The sequence below is a fragment of the Roseateles sp. genome, from assembly GCF_039929605.1.
In the GTDB taxonomy this organism is placed as follows: Bacteria; Pseudomonadota; Gammaproteobacteria; order Burkholderiales; family Burkholderiaceae_C; genus Pelomonas.
In genome coordinates, this window is record NZ_JBDSQX010000101.1 from 1 (window position 1) to 13,627 (window position 13,627).

At 68.6% G+C, this 13,627-nt stretch carries 11 protein-coding genes; 1 reads left to right on the forward strand and 10 read right to left on the reverse strand.

Features of this window, described 5'->3' with window-relative positions; all coding sequences use genetic code 11:
- Positions 1–31: 31 nt before the first annotated feature.
- The 10 genes from ABIS05_RS13840 to ABIS05_RS13880 form a co-directional block, all read right to left on the reverse strand.
- On the reverse strand, positions 32–1,999 hold the full coding sequence (locus ABIS05_RS13840; protein ID WP_348014310.1) for a circularly permuted type 2 ATP-grasp protein: 1,968 nt from the start codon (positions 1,997–1,999) through the stop codon (positions 32–34).
- A 105-nt stretch (positions 2,000–2,104) separates the two neighbouring features.
- On the reverse strand, positions 2,105–2,962 hold the full coding sequence (locus tag ABIS05_RS13845) for an alpha/beta hydrolase (RefSeq protein ID WP_348014311.1): 858 nt from the start codon (positions 2,960–2,962) through the stop codon (positions 2,105–2,107).
- Between the two features lie 12 nt (positions 2,963–2,974).
- Positions 2,975–3,259, reverse strand: a complete 285-nt coding sequence (locus ABIS05_RS13850) for a type II toxin-antitoxin system RelE/ParE family toxin (protein WP_348014312.1) — start codon at positions 3,257–3,259, stop codon at positions 2,975–2,977.
- Positions 3,259–3,540 carry a ribbon-helix-helix protein, CopG family gene (locus ABIS05_RS13855; RefSeq protein WP_348014313.1) on the reverse strand — a complete coding sequence of 94 codons (282 nt, stop codon included), beginning with the start codon at positions 3,538–3,540 and terminating at the stop codon, positions 3,259–3,261. The genes ABIS05_RS13850 and ABIS05_RS13855 overlap by 1 nt, the downstream gene beginning before the upstream one ends.
- A 90-nt stretch (positions 3,541–3,630) precedes the next feature.
- The gene (locus ABIS05_RS13860; RefSeq protein WP_348014314.1) at positions 3,631–7,176 is read right to left on the reverse strand and encodes a transglutaminase family protein; all 3,546 of its coding nucleotides are present in this window, start codon (positions 7,174–7,176) and stop codon (positions 3,631–3,633) included.
- A 67-nt stretch (positions 7,177–7,243) separates the two neighbouring features.
- Positions 7,244–8,188, reverse strand: coding sequence for an alpha-E domain-containing protein (locus ABIS05_RS13865; RefSeq protein ID WP_348014315.1), 945 nt, complete (start codon positions 8,186–8,188; stop codon positions 7,244–7,246).
- The gene (locus ABIS05_RS28225) at positions 8,178–8,336 is read right to left on the reverse strand and encodes an alpha-E domain-containing protein (protein ID WP_407074913.1); all 159 of its coding nucleotides are present in this window, start codon (positions 8,334–8,336) and stop codon (positions 8,178–8,180) included. The genes ABIS05_RS13865 and ABIS05_RS28225 overlap by 11 nt, the downstream gene beginning before the upstream one ends.
- Positions 8,337–8,339: 3 nt before the next feature.
- Positions 8,340–9,812, reverse strand: a complete 1,473-nt coding sequence (locus ABIS05_RS13870) for a circularly permuted type 2 ATP-grasp protein (protein ID WP_407074914.1) — start codon at positions 9,810–9,812, stop codon at positions 8,340–8,342.
- Between the two features lie 128 nt (positions 9,813–9,940).
- The gene (locus tag ABIS05_RS13875) at positions 9,941–11,920 is read right to left on the reverse strand and encodes a TonB-dependent receptor domain-containing protein (RefSeq protein WP_348014316.1); all 1,980 of its coding nucleotides are present in this window, start codon (positions 11,918–11,920) and stop codon (positions 9,941–9,943) included.
- Between the two features lie 69 nt (positions 11,921–11,989).
- On the reverse strand, positions 11,990–12,295 hold the full coding sequence (locus tag ABIS05_RS13880) for a hypothetical protein (protein ID WP_348014317.1): 306 nt from the start codon (positions 12,293–12,295) through the stop codon (positions 11,990–11,992).
- A 55-nt stretch (positions 12,296–12,350) separates the two neighbouring features.
- Between ABIS05_RS13880 and ABIS05_RS13885 the strand changes: the two genes are divergently transcribed.
- Positions 12,351–13,541 (forward strand): M20 aminoacylase family protein, encoded by a 1,191-nt coding sequence (locus ABIS05_RS13885; protein ID WP_348014318.1) that lies wholly within the window; start codon positions 12,351–12,353, stop codon positions 13,539–13,541.
- Positions 13,542–13,627 lie beyond the last annotated feature (86 nt).

Here is a 13,627-nt window from a genome sequence, read left to right on the forward strand (position 1 = left end):
AAAGCATAGTTTAAAGTCATGTTGGCACTTGTCATTCTAAACAGACTTCCGCCATTATGTGGATGGCGGAGCTGGGCAGCAGCGTCGCCAGCAGCGCGCGTTCGAAACCGCGCGGGTCGTCCTGGGCATGCGGCGCCTCGGGGCCGACAAGGTTGTGGCGGCGCGCCAGCGCGTCCAGCAGCGGCAGCATGGGCGCGGCCATGGCGCCGCGCTGCACCATGACGCTGGCCTCAATGACATGACGCGCGAGCCGGGCGCTGTTCTCGGCGCGCTCGGTGTAGCGGCCAAGCCAGAAGAGGTTTTCGGCGGCACGGCTGGTCACCGTCCAGTGCACGTCGCGCAGGTCGGTGGCCTGCAGGGGCTGGGCCAGCAGCGAGGTCGGGTCGACCTCGCCGTCGGTCATGACCCAGGTGTCGGCGCTCAGGGAGCCGCGCTGGATGGACAGCCAGGCGTCGGCCAGCGGGTCGCGCTTTGGCGCCACGCGCGCGAGGCCGCCGGGCAGCACGGTCCAGCCGCCCTTGCCGTCACTGTCATGCCCATACAGCGCAAAGACGCGCAGCACGGCCACGCGCGGCTCCAGCGCACCGCGCACCCAGACGGGCTGCTTGGTGGGCTTGACGCGCGCCTGCAGCGTGTAGGCGGTGGGGTTGGCGTCGATGCGAGTGACCAGGGCGCGCAGCTCCACCTCGTCCAGTTCTGCGGCCACGATGGGCCCGAAGTGCTGCGTCGTGCTGCTGGCCGAGAAGGTGGGCACGACGACGAACTCGGCCAGGCGGGGGCGCAGCGAACGCCAGGCGCTTTCCTCGCCGCACCACCAGCTTTGAATGGCCGGCAGCTTCAGGTCCTCGCCCAGCAGGCTTTCGGCGACGCCGGGCCAGAAGGCGGTGAGGCCGGGGCTTTCCAGCCAGCCGGCGCCGGGCGCGTTGGCGATGACGACCTCGCCGGCGCGCGCCGCCTGCAGCAGGCCGGGCACGCCGAGGATGGAGTCGGGGCGCAGCTCCAGCGGGTCCAGCCAGGTGTCGTCCACACGGCGCAGCAGCACATGCACGCGCTCCAGGCCGGCCAGCGTCTTGAGGTAGACCTTGTCGGCGCGCACGGTGAGGTCGGCGCCCTCAACCAGGGTGATGCCCAGATAGCGCGCCAGGAAGGCCTGCTCGAAATAGGTTTCGTTGCGCGGCCCCGGCGTCAGCAGTGCAATGCGGCTGCGCTCGCCGGCGGGTGACAGCTGCATCAGCGTGCGGATGAAGTCGCGGTAGCTGGCGGCCAGGCGCTGCACGGCCATCTGCCGGAAGGCCTCAGGGAACTGCTGGGCAATGATGAGGCGGTTCTCGAGCACATAGCCCAGACCCGAGGCGGCCTGCGTGCGCTGGCCGACCACCCACCACTTGCCGTCGGCGCAGCGGGTCAGGTCGAAGGCCAGCACCTGCAGGTGCACGCCACCAGCGGGTTTGCTGCCGTGCATGGCGCGCAGGTATTGCGGGTGGGCCAGCACGAGGGACGCCGGCAGCAGGCCTTCGCGCAGCAGCTTGCGCTCGCCGTAGGTGTCGGCCATGACGGCGTCGAGCAGCCGCGCGCGCTGGGCAATGCCGGCTTCGATCTCGCGCCACTCGTCGGGCGCGATGAGCATGGGCAGCAGCTCCAGCGGCCAGTGGCGGGCCAGCGGCGCGCCGTGCTGGCCGTTCTCGCCGGGCAGCGGCGGGCCGTCGCTGTGCACGTTGTAGCTGGCGCCGTCCTCCAGCACCCGGCGCTGCACGCGCAGGGCCTTGGCCGACAGCTCCTGCCAGCCGGCCGCACCACCGGCCTCGAAGAAACGCTGCCAGCGCTCGGCCAAGCCGGCTTGAGGCTCGCCGGCGTGGTTGACCTCGCCCGTCAGTTCGTAGAAGTGGCCATCACGGCTGCGCAAGGCGGCGGACGCGGCCCGCACCAGGGGATCGGGCGCGGCTGGCTCATCCGGCTCATCGGGGAGCAGGCTCCACTGACTGGGTGTGAGCTCGGGCATGGTGGCGGCTGGGGGTGAAGCGGGATTGTCAAGCAATGTCCAGGCACCACCAGGCCGCCGCCGATGCTGGCCGCCCCTTTTTCTCGAAAGGCTGCCGACTCTCGATCACGCGCCGAGAAAGCGGCGCAGCGCGCGCTCGGCCGCCTCCGGGGCGTCGCGCCAGGCACCGTGGCCCACGCCGGGGAAGCGCTCGAAGCGGGCCCATTGCGGCGGCAGCGCGGCCACGATCTCCTCGGCGTCTTCGAGCGGCGTGACCGGGTCTTGCTCACCCGCCATGACGAGCACCGGGCATTGCACCTTCGCCAGGCCGGGCGCCAAGTCCATGCCGGGCAGCTCGACGCGCGTGTGCTCGAACAGGATCTCGGGCTTGAAGATCTTTCCGCCCCCGGCGTCCGCCTGCTGGGGTTGGGTGTTGTAGAGATGGCGGCAGAGCCGCTCATAGACGGCCCAGGTGTCCGGGCCGGGCCGCTCCCAGAAGTCGCGCGTGGCGTCTGCCGCCGCTGGCCCGCCGAGCCGGCCGAAGTGCTCGATCTTGCGCGCCAGGCCGAAGTGGTGCGAGGTGCTCGACAGCACGACCTTGGCCGGATGCGCCGGGTGGCGCGCCAGATAGCGCTGCGCAACGAAGCCGCCGAAGCTCTGGCCGAGCACGATGGGCTTGACGATGCCGAGCGCATCGCAGAGGCGCACGACGTCGTCGGCAAACACATCCAGCCGCCACTCCTCGGCCGGGCGCGGGTCACTGCGGCCATGGCCGCGTTGGTCGAAGTAGACGACCTGGCAGAGGTCGGTGAAGCGGCTGAAGAAGGGGCGAAAGCCGGTGTGGTCGAAGCCCGGGCCGCCGTGGATGAGCAGCAGCGTCGGCTTCTCGCGCAGGCGGCGGCCGTCGGGCGATTCGTCAGGCACCAGGCCCAGGCCTTCGATGTCGACGAAGAGGCGGACGCCGGGTTGGATTTCGATGTGCATGGATGTCGACGACTAGCGGGATTCGCGCTGATGGCGGATGGCCACGATGACAGCGACATCGGTACGGGGCATGTAGCGATAGCGCACGACATATCCACGAGCGCCACGGCCCACGACCAATTCGCGCGTCCCGGCGCCAACCCGGCGCCCGATTTCAGGCGCATGCGTCAACACACGAAGTGCCCCTATCAAATCGTCCTTGCGGTCTAACGCATTGTCTGGATCGTGTGCCATCAGGAAGTCGGTGATGCGATCAAGATCAGTCAGCGCACCCCGCTGGAACTCAACGCCCGTCATTAGATGATCTTGCGCGGCACCGGCAAGGCGGCGGGTCGTCCCGCCAACTTGGCATCGAGATAGGTCTGGACTTCCTCAAGGCTGACCGCCTCACCAGTCACCAAAAACTCCGCCCAGCGCTCCTCGCAGATCTGGTCCATCTCTGCGTCGAACTCCGCCTGCGCGACGGACTCGGCGATGGCATCGCGGATGAAGGCGTGGGAGGTCTTGCCGGCACGCGCGGCGGCCTCGCTCACGCGCTCCTTGAGGTCGTCTTCGAGGCGGATGGTGGTCGTCGACATGGCGCTACTCCTGCAAAAATGAGTAGCGCAATTGTGCTACAGCAGCGCTTAATAAGCTCCCGCGAGGGACTCGTTCAGCGTTGCCGTCTATCACCCCACCTTGCGCAGATCCAGCGTGAACGGGAACTCCAGGCTGCGCTGGAGCTCAGTCGCCTCGACCTTGCCCGGCGTGTGGCCCATGGCCACGAAGCGTGCGAGGCGGCGGCTTTCGGCCTCGTAGGCGTTGACGGGCAGCGTCTCGTAGCTGCGGCCACCCGGGTGGGTGACGAAGTAGCGGCAGCCGCCCAGGCTCTTGTTCTGCCAGGAGTCGACGAGGTCCACCGTCAGCGGCGCGTGGATGCCGATGGTCGGGTGCAGGGCCGACGGTGGCAGCCAGGCGCGGTAGCGCACGCCGGCCACGTACTCGCCGACACGGCCGGTGGGCTGCAGCGGCAGCGACACGCCGTTGACGGTCACCCGGTGGCGGGTGTCGACGAGGCCGGTGACGTGCACCTCCAGCCGCTCCAGCGACGAGTCCACATAACGCGCCGTGCCGCTGGAGGAGCCCTCCTCGCCCATCACATGCCAGGGCTCCAGCGCGCTGCGCAGCGTGACATGCACGCCGCGCGCTGCGAACTCGCCGTACTTGGGGAAGCGGAACTCGAGGTGCGGCGCGAACCAGGCGGCGTCCAGCGCATAGCCGGCGTCGCCCATGTCCTGCATGACGTCGGCGAAGTCCTCGCGCACGAAGTGCGGCAGCAGCCAGCGGTCGTGCAGTTCGGTGCCCCAGCGCACCAGGGGCGCGCGGTAGGGCGTCTTCCAGAAACGGGCCACGAGGGCGCGCAGCAGCAACTGCTGCACGATGCTCATGCGCGCATGTGGCGGCATCTCGAAGGCGCGCAGCTCCAGCAGGCCCAGGCGGCCGGTCGCGGAGTCCGGCGAGTAGAGCTTGTCGATGCAGAACTCGCTGCGGTGGGTGTTGCCGGTCACGTCGACCAGCACATTGCGCAGCGTGCGGTCCACCACCCAAGGCGGCATGAACGAGCCCCCACGCCCATCCGGCGAGCCGGACGTGCTGCCCCCCGAGGGGGCGCTCGCGCCTTGGGACGGCCCGGCGGCGCTCAGCTCGCCGTACTCGTCACTGGCCTTGAAGATCTCGCCCAGCGCGATCTCCATCTCGCGCAGTTGGTCGTTGCGTGCTTCGTCCACACGCGGCGCCTGGCTGGTGGGGCCGATGAACAGGCCGCTGAACAGATAGCTCAGCGACGGGTGGTTGTGCCAGTAAGCAAGCAGCGAGGCGAGCACTGTGGGCCGGCGCAGGAAGGGCGAGTCTGCCGGCGTGGCGCCGCCGAGCACGAAGTGGTTGCCGCCGCCGGTGCCGCTGTGGCGGCCGTCCAGCATGAACTTCTCGGTGGACAGCCGCGTCAGGCGCGCCGCCTCGTAGAGGAACTCGGTGTTCGCCACCAGTTCGCCCCAGTTCTGCGCCGGGTGGATGTTGACCTCGATGACGCCGGGGTCAGGTGTGATGGCCAGCAGCTTGAGGCGCGGGTCGCGCGGCGGCGGGTAGCCTTCCAGCACGATCTTGTAGCCGGTGTCCTCGCAAGCCGTCTCGATGGCCGCCAGCAGCTCCAGGTAATGCTCCAGCTTTTCGAGCGGCGGCATGAAGACGTAGAGCGCGCAGCTGGCCTTGCCCTTGCGCTCGGCCTTGGGGCCATTGGCCCGTCGCGGGTCACGCGCCTCGACGCAGAGCGCCGTGCGCGTGAGGTCGCGGGCACTTTCAAAGCGGGCCGGCGCGGCTGCCGTTGCAGCCGTCCCAGCGACACCGGCCGCAGCCGTGCCCGCAGGGCCTGCGCTCGAACCCGCAACAGCACCCGCAGCCTGGCCACCGCGCGGCACACCGGCCACAGGGCCGACGGCCGCCACGCTCATCGTCTGCGCGCGCAGGGCGGCCGCTGCGGGCAGCATGCCGCGCGGGGCGAACGGGTCCTGTTCGATCAAATGCGGGAAGTCACCCTTGCTGACCCAGGGCAGCGAATCCAGCGGCAGGCGCCAGCCCATCGGCGAGTCACCGGGGAAGAGGTAGAGCCGCTCGCCGCGGAAGTACCACGGCCCCGTCTGCCAACGGTTGCCACCCAGCGGCGGCGCGGCCTCGCTGCGGCTCAGCGGCAGCGCGTAGCCGACGACATGGGCCAGGCCCTGTTCATAGATGCGGCGCAGGCGCGCGCGCTCCATCTCGTCGTCCAGCCGCGAGTCGAAGGGGTCGACGTTGACCGGCAGGCGGCGCTCGCGCCACAGGTAGTAGAAGGTGTCCTCGTAGCCCGGCTGCACATGGCTGTCCGTCACGCCCAGGCGGCGGGTCAGCGCGGCCATGAAGGCCTTGGCGTCGTCACTGGTGTAGGTGTGGCCGGCACTCTCGTCGGCAAACCAGTCGGGGTTGCGCCAGCAGGGCTGGCCGTCGGCGCGCCAGTAGATGGACAGCGCCCAGCGCGGCAACTGCTCGCCGGGGTACCACTTGCCCTGGCCGAAGTGCAGGAAGCCGCCCTGGCCGTATTCGTCACGCAGCCGGTGCGTGAGTTGCTGGGCATAAAGGCGCTTGGTCGGACCGAGCGCGTCAGTGTTCCATTCGTCCGCGTCGCGGTCCTCGACGGCGACGAAGGTCGGCTCGCCGCCCATCGTCAGCCGCACGTCGCCGGCGACGAGATCGCGGTCGACCTTCTCGCCGAGCTTGAGCACCTCGACCCACTGCTCGTCGGTATAGGGCCGGGTCACGCGCGGCGACTCGTAGATGCGCGTGACGCCCATCTCATGCTCGAACTCGACCTCGCTCTCGTCGACGCCGCCACTGATGGGCGCGGCGCTGCCGGGCGTGGGCGTGGCGGCCAGCGGAATGTGGCCTTCGCCGGCCAGCAGGCCCGACGTTGGGTCCAGGCCGATCCAGCCGGCGCCGGGCAGGTAGACCTCGCACCAGGCGTGCAGGTCGGTGAAGTCGACCTCGGTGCCGCTGGGGCCGTCGAGCGCCTTTTCGTCGGGCGCCAGCTGGATCAGGTAGCCCGACACGAAGCGCGCCGCTAGGCCGAGGTGGCGAAGCAGTTCCACCAGCAGCCAGCCGGAGTCACGACAGGAGCCGGACGCCTTGCTCAGCGTCTCCTCGGGCGTCTGCACGCCCGGCTCCATGCGGATCAGGTAAGAGACGGCGTTCTGCACCTTGCGGTTGATCTCGACCAGGAAGTCGTTGGTCGTGCGAGGGGTACGCGGCACCTCGGCCGCGAAGGCCGCCAGCAACGGCGTGGCGGGATCGACCTGCAGATAGGGCGCCAGCTCGATCTTCTGCGCCTCGTCGTATTCGAACGGGAACTGCTGCGCGTGCTCTTCGAGGAAGAAGTCGAAGGGGTTGTAGACCGCCATCTCGGCGACCAGGTCGACGGTGACCGTGAACTCGGTGGTCTTCTCGGGGAAGACCAGCCGCGCCAGATAGTTGGCGAACGGGTCCTGCTGCCAGTTCAGGAAATGGGTCTTGGGCTCGATGCTGAGCGAGTAGGCCAGCACCGGGGTGCGGCAGTGCGGCGCGGGCCGCAGGCGCACGACCTGCGGGCCGAGGCTGACCGGGCGGTCGTATTTGTAGCGGGTGACGTGTTTGAGGGCGACGTGGATGCTCATGTCATTTGCTCCGCCGCGCGCGCTGCGGGCTGCTGTTTCGTTGAATTCGATCGGTCATGCCAGGCCATCAAGCCGACGGCACAAGGAAATCGCGGCTGATGCTCGCGCCCAGATCAGCCACCTCGGCCAGGAAGCCGTCCAGGAACGGATGCAGCCCGCCCGCCTGGATTTCATCGATGCGCGCAAAGGCCAGTTCGGCCTCCAGCCGGCCGACGCGCCGAAGCGTCTCGCCGGACTGTGGATTGGCCACCCGCTTCAGGTTGGCCAGCATGCGCGTGACGCAGTGCGACATCGACCGCGGCATGTCCGGCCGCAGGATCAGCAGCTCGGCCACCTTTTCTGGCTGGATGACATTGCTGTAGACCTTGCGATAGATCTCGAAGCCCGACACCGAGCGCAGCACGGCTGACCAGTAATAGAAGTCGCGCGCGTCGTCGTGCTCGTCCGAGATCTCTTCCTGGCGGTAGAACTTGACGTCCAGCAGCCGCGCCGTGTTGTCGGCGCGCTCCAGGAAGGAGCCGATGCGGATGAAGTGGAAGGCCTCGTCCTGCAGCATGGTGCCGACCGTCACGCCGCGCGACAGGTGGCTGCGGTACTTGACCCACTCGAACAGCGCCGACGGATCGCGCGCCAGCAGGCCGTCGCGCAGCAGGCGGCGGAACTCCAACCAGGTCTGGTTCATCGTTTCCCAGACCTCGGTCGTCAACGCACCGCGCACGGCCCGCGCGTTCTCGCGGGCGGCGCGCAGGCAGCTGAAGATGGACGATGCGTTGTCCTCGTCGGCCACCATGAAGTGCATGACGCTGCGGCTGTCGATGCGCGCGTGCTTGGTGTTGTAGAGGCTGTTCAGCTCGGAGATGGACACCAGGCTGCGCCAGGACTGCTCGGAATCCTCGGCCGACTGCGGCTGCAGCGAGGTCTGGTAGGCGATGTCCAGCATGCGAGCGGTGTTTTCGGCCCGTTCGATGTAACGGCTGAGCCAAAAGAGATGGTCGGCAGTCCTAGACAGCATGCTTCGACTCCCGTTCGTTGGCCGAAAACACCGCCCGCGCTGACGCGCTCCGCTGTGTTTTGGCTTCGCCACAAGCGCTGCGCGCTTGACCCGCTCGTTCGATGTATCGGCTCAGCCAGAAGAGGTGGTCTGCGGTTCTAGAAAGCATCGTTCAGTCCTCCAGAACCCAAGTGTCTTTTGTCCCGCCGCCCTGGCTGCTGTTCACCACCAGGGAGCCGTCCTTCAACGCCACCCGCGTCAGCCCGCCCGGCACCATGCGCACAGTCGATCCCGACAGCACGAAGGGACGCAGGTCGATGTGGCGCGGCGCGATGCCGCTCTCGACGAATGTCGGGCAGGTGGACAGCGACAGCGTCGGCTGGGCGATGTAGTTGCTCGGGTTGGCAATCAGCTGCGCGCGGAAGGCCTCGACCTCCGCCTTGGTCGCCGCCGGGCCCACCAGCATGCCGTAGCCGCCCGCGCCATGCACTTCCTTGACGACCAGTTCGTTCAAGTGCGCCAGCGTGTAGGCCAGGTCTTCCTTGTCGCGGCAGACGTAGGTCGGCACGTTCTGCAGGATGGGTTTCTCGCCGAGATAGAACTCGATCATCTTCGGCACGTAGGGGTAGATGGACTTGTCGTCCGCGATGCCGGTGCCGATGGCGTTGGACAGCGTCACCTTGCCGGCCTTGTAGGCGTCCACCAGGCCGGCGCAGCCCAGGGTGGAGTCGGCGCGGAAGACCTTGGGGTCGAGGAAGTCGTCGTCCAGGCGGCGGTAGATGACGTCCACTCGCTTGGGGCCGCGCGTGGTGCGCATGTACACAAAGCCGCCGTCGACGAACAAGTCCTGACCCTCGACCAGTTCCACACCCATCTGCTGGGCCAGGAAGGCATGCTCGAAGTAGGCCGAGTTGTACATGCCGGGGGTCAGCACGACGACGGTGGGGTCCGACACGCCCTGCGGCGCCACGCTGCGCAGCGTGTCCAGCAGCAGGTCGGGGTAGTGAGCCACGGGCGCGACGCGGTGGCCGGTGAACAGCTCGGGGAAGAGCCGCATCATCATCTTGCGGTTTTCGAGCATGTAGCTCACGCCGCTGGGCACGCGCAGGTTGTCTTCCAGCACGTAGTAGTGGCCCGTGCCGTCGCTGTGGCCGGCGCGCACGATGTCGACGCCGGCGATGTGGCTGTAGACGCCGCCGGGGACGTCCACGCCCATCATCTCGGGGCGGAACTGCGCGTTGTTCAGGATCTCGTCGGCGGGCACGATGCCGGCCTTGAGGATGTCCTGGTCGTGATAGACGTCGTGGATGAAGCGGTTCAGCGCCGTGACCCGCTGGGCCAGGCCGGCCTGCATCGTCGTCCATTCACTGGCCGGGATGACGCGCGGAATCAGGTCGAACGGGATCAGCCGCTCGGTGCCCTCGCCGCTGTCCTTGTCGCCGTAGACGGCAAACGTGATGCCCACGCGGCGGAAGATCAGCTCCGCTTGCTCGCGCCGTTCGCGCATCAGCGACTCGGGCTGCTCGGCCAGCCAGCGGGCGTAGCTCTCGTAGTGGGCGCGCACGCCGGCAGCCTGCTGGCCCTGGCCGGTGGCGCCTTGCCACTGCTGTGCAGCGGCGTTCATTTCGTCAAAGGCGGTCTGCATCGTTGCTCCTCTCGCAGCCTGACGACGCAAATTCCGCGCCCACTCGGGCTGCGGTTTCTGGTGCGTGCGGGCACTGCAAAGGTGCAGTGCGCCCGCCGCACAGGCGCCAAGGCACCAGGGTTATACCGTCAGAAGCGCAACTGAAGGCCCGTGCTCGCCGAACGGCCCGCCTGCGGTGCCAGGTCGCGGATGGTCGGCACGGCCGTGGCGTTGTAGGCCAGCTTGTTGCCGAGGTTGTCCAGTTTCAGGTACCAGAACGCGTCCGTCTGGCCCCAGCGGAGCTGGCGCGCGACGGACAGGCGCACGGTGCCGTAGCCCGGCGTGGGCGTGTCGAACTCGGCCACGCGGGTCTGGCGGGCGGCGCCGCGCCACTCCAGCTTGCCGGACCAGTCGCCCTGCCGTGCCTCCAGCCCCAGCATGGCGCGCAGCGGCGCCAGGCGCGGCAACGGTTCACCGGTCGCCCGGTTGTCGCCTCGCACGATGTCGAGCTGGGCCAGCAGCGCGACGGCCGGGTGGGCCTGCCAGCGGCCTTCTAGCTCCACGCCGCGCAGCCGCGCCGGCACGGCCTGGAAGTTGTAGACGGGCACAGCCTCGCCGTCGTTGTCGACCATCTCGCCGGTCGCCTGCAGCGCGATGTAGTTGGTGAAGCGCGTCTCATAGACGTTGACGTGCACATGGCTCTGCTCGCCTTCCCACTTCAGGCCGATGTCCGCGCCCTTGGAGCGCTCCAGGCCCAGCGTCGCGTCACCGCGCTCGAAGGCGGCGCTGGCCACATGCAGGCCATTGGCGAACAGCTCGTAGTAGGCAGGCGCACGCTGGGTGCGGTTCAGGTTGGCGCTCAGGCTCCAGGCCTTGTCCAGCGGCAGCACGCCACTGAAGGCCAGGCTCAGCGGGCTGAAGCGGCGCGACTGCGCGGGGCCGAAACGATCTCCGCCCTCCGAGTCGACCGTCACGCGCTCGGTGCGCGCGCCGGCCGACCAGTCCACGCCGCCCAGCCGCGCCTGCTCCAACACGAAGACGCCGGTGCTGCGCGTGCGCGTGCTGGGCACGAAGGCTTCCTCGCCGAGGGCCGAAAAGTCCAGCGCCTCGGTCTGCACGCCGACGATGCCCTTGACTGGCCCAAGGGAGGCATGTTCCACCTCCAGCCGCCCGTCGGTGCCGGAGCTCTTGAAGGTCGTGCCGACCTCGTCGCCCTCCATCTCCACGTGCTCGTAGCGGTTGCGGCTGAGCTGCCAGCTGATGCGGTGGATGGGCCCGTCGGCGGTCGCCCACTCACCCGCCGTGGCGATGCGCTGGCGCTGCATCTTGATGGTCACGTCGGCTTCCGCCGTGGTGCCGTAGTCGGTGTGGAAGTCGTCCACCGACACGCCGGCAAAGCCGCCCTGGAAGAACACCGAGCCGCCCACCGCGCCGCCGTGGCTGCGTGCGGCGGAGTTGCGCACGCTGGTGCGGCTGTCGCCATCACTGTCGAAGCGCGGCGCACGCTGGTCGTCGGCGTCGCGGCCGGCCAGATCGACGTGCCAGCCGACACCCGACTGCGGCGTGCCGCTGCCGCCGTCCAGCACAACCGCGCCACTCTTGTCGTTGCTGGCCCCGCCGAAGCGCACCTCGGCGGCGCCGCTCAGGCCATCGATCAACGTGCGCGGGATGCGGTTGTCGAGCGTGTTGACGACGCCGCCCACCGCGTTGCCGCCGTACAGCAGCGCCGCCGCGCCGCGCAGCACCTCGACCTTGTCGATGACCAGCGGGTCGATGGCCACGCCGTGGTCGAAGCTGAGGTTGGACGCGTCCACCGAGGCACCGGAGTTGTTCAGGATGCGCACCCGGTCGCCATCGAGCCCGCGGATGCTGGGCCGGCTGGCGTTGGGGCCGAAGTTGGTGGCCGCCACGCCGGGCAGGCCCTGCAGCGTGTCGCCGAGGTTGGCGGCGCGGGTCAGCACGAGCTGGTCGCCGGAGAGGGAATCGCTGGGCTGGGCCAGCACCTGGCTCTTCAGCGGGTTGCCGGTGACGACGACCTTGTCGAGAGATTCGGCCGGGTCGGCATGGGCGATGGAGACGAGAACGGACAGGCAGGCGGCCGCAACGGGCGCCAGGGCAAAGGAACGCATGAGGGTACTTCCACGAGAAAACGTTGTGCCCGCGCCCCGAAACATCGGGCGCGGGGAGGCTTGACGAGTTCAGGCGGAAGCGGGTGGCCCTCGGGCGGGCGGCAGGCTGAGGCTGACGGCGCGCGGCGCCGTGCCGCGTGCGACCAGAGGCGCGGCGTGCGTGGCGGCGCTGGCGACACGTTGAACCGGCTCGGCGGCCGGCGCGCCGCTGGCCAGGTCCGCTGCGGTCAGGCAGAGATCGCAATGGACCAGATGGGCGATGCCATCGTCCTGCCGGTCGCCGACGTGCGAGAGCGCGTGCACCCCCGCCAACGCCTGCGCGATGGGGAGGAGCAAGACCAGCCACAAAAGCCAGCCGCGGACGTTGCGACTCATATTCACGGGCGCAATCCTAAACTCGGGCCCTCACAGAGCCTGAAGTCACCCTCTCATGAAGCTCATCGACACCATCCTGGCCGACGCGGCCGAGATCACGGCCATCCGCCGCGACCTGCACAAGCACCCCGAACTCTGCTTCCACGAGGAGCGCACCGCGGACGTCATCGCCAAGGCGCTGACCGACTGGGGCATTCCCGTCCACCGGGGCCTGGGCACGACCGGCGTCGTCGGCATCGTCAAGAACGGCACGTCCGACCGCGCCGTCGGCCTGCGCGCCGACATCGATGCGCTGCCGATGACCGAGCGCAACGAGTTCCCGCATGCCAGCAGCACCCTCGGCCGCATGCATGCCTGTGGCCACGACGGCCACACGGCCATGCTGCTGGCGGCGGCCAAGCACCTGGCCACGAACCGCAACTTCGACGGCACGGTCTACCTCGTCTTCCAGCCCGCAGAGGAAGGTGGCGGCGGCGCGCGCGAAATGATCAAGGACGGCCTGTTCGAGAAGTTCCCGATGGAGGCCATGTTCGGCGCCCACAACTGGCCCGGCATGCAGGCCGGCCAGTTCGCGCTGCGGACCGGCCCGGTGTTCGCCAGCAGCAACGAATTCAAGATCACGCTCAAGGGCAAGGGCTCGCACGCCGCCATGCCGCATCTGGGCGTGGACCCGGTGCCCGCAGCCTGCCAGCTCGTCACGGCCTTCCAGACCATCATCAGCCGCAACAAGCGTCCCATCGACCCGGGCGTTATTTCCGTGACGATGATCCATGCCGGCGAGGCCACCAACGTCGTGCCGGACACGGTCGTCATGGAAGGCACGGTGCGCACCTTCACGCTGGAGCTGCTGGACCTGCTGGAGCGCCGCATGAAGGACATGACCGAACAGCTGGCCGGTGCCTTCGAGCTGACGGCCGAGTTCGAATTCCGCCGCAACTACCCACCGACCATCAACCACCCGCAGGAGACCGAGTTCGTGCGCGGCGTGCTGACCGACATGGTGGGCGCCGACAACGTGCAGGACTTCGAGCCGACGATGGGCGCCGAGGATTTCAGCTACTACCTGCTCGACAAGCCGGGCTGCTACTTCCTCATCGGCAATGGCGACGGCGAGCACCGCATCGGCGGCCACGGCATGGGGCCCTGCATGCTGCACAACCCGAGCTATGACTTCAACGACGAGCTCATCCCTTTGGGCGGCTCGATGTGGGTGCGGCTCGCTGAAGCCTGGCTGAATCGAAAGTAAGAAAGAAACACAGCCACAGAGGCACAGAGGCACAGAGAGAGCACCACTTTCTCTGTGCCTCTGTGTCTGCAGTGGCTGTGTTCAAA

Excerpts from the sequence above, each read along its gene's own strand:
- ABIS05_RS13840 (WP_348014310.1), bottom strand. The coding sequence starts at position 1,999 with ATGCCCGAGCTCACACCCAGTCAGTGGAGCCTGCTCCCCGATGAGCCG.
- ABIS05_RS13845 (WP_348014311.1), bottom strand. The coding sequence starts at position 2,962 with ATGCACATCGAAATCCAACCCGGCGTCCGCCTCTTCGTCGACATCGAA.
- ABIS05_RS13850 (WP_348014312.1), bottom strand. The coding sequence starts at position 3,259 with ATGACGGGCGTTGAGTTCCAGCGGGGTGCGCTGACTGATCTTGATCGC.
- ABIS05_RS13855 (WP_348014313.1), bottom strand. The coding sequence starts at position 3,540 with ATGTCGACGACCACCATCCGCCTCGAAGACGACCTCAAGGAGCGCGTG.
- ABIS05_RS13860 (WP_348014314.1), bottom strand. The coding sequence starts at position 7,176 with ATGAGCATCCACGTCGCCCTCAAACACGTCACCCGCTACAAATACGAC.
- ABIS05_RS13865 (WP_348014315.1), bottom strand. The coding sequence starts at position 8,188 with ATGCTGTCTAGGACTGCCGACCATCTCTTTTGGCTCAGCCGTTACATC.
- ABIS05_RS28225 (WP_407074913.1), bottom strand. The coding sequence starts at position 8,336 with ATGCTTTCTAGAACCGCAGACCACCTCTTCTGGCTGAGCCGATACATC.
- ABIS05_RS13870 (WP_407074914.1), bottom strand. The coding sequence starts at position 9,812 with ATGCAGACCGCCTTTGACGAAATGAACGCCGCTGCACAGCAGTGGCAA.
- ABIS05_RS13875 (WP_348014316.1), bottom strand. The coding sequence starts at position 11,920 with ATGCGTTCCTTTGCCCTGGCGCCCGTTGCGGCCGCCTGCCTGTCCGTT.
- ABIS05_RS13880 (WP_348014317.1), bottom strand. The coding sequence starts at position 12,295 with ATGAGTCGCAACGTCCGCGGCTGGCTTTTGTGGCTGGTCTTGCTCCTC.
- ABIS05_RS13885 (WP_348014318.1), top strand. The coding sequence starts at position 12,351 with ATGAAGCTCATCGACACCATCCTGGCCGACGCGGCCGAGATCACGGCC.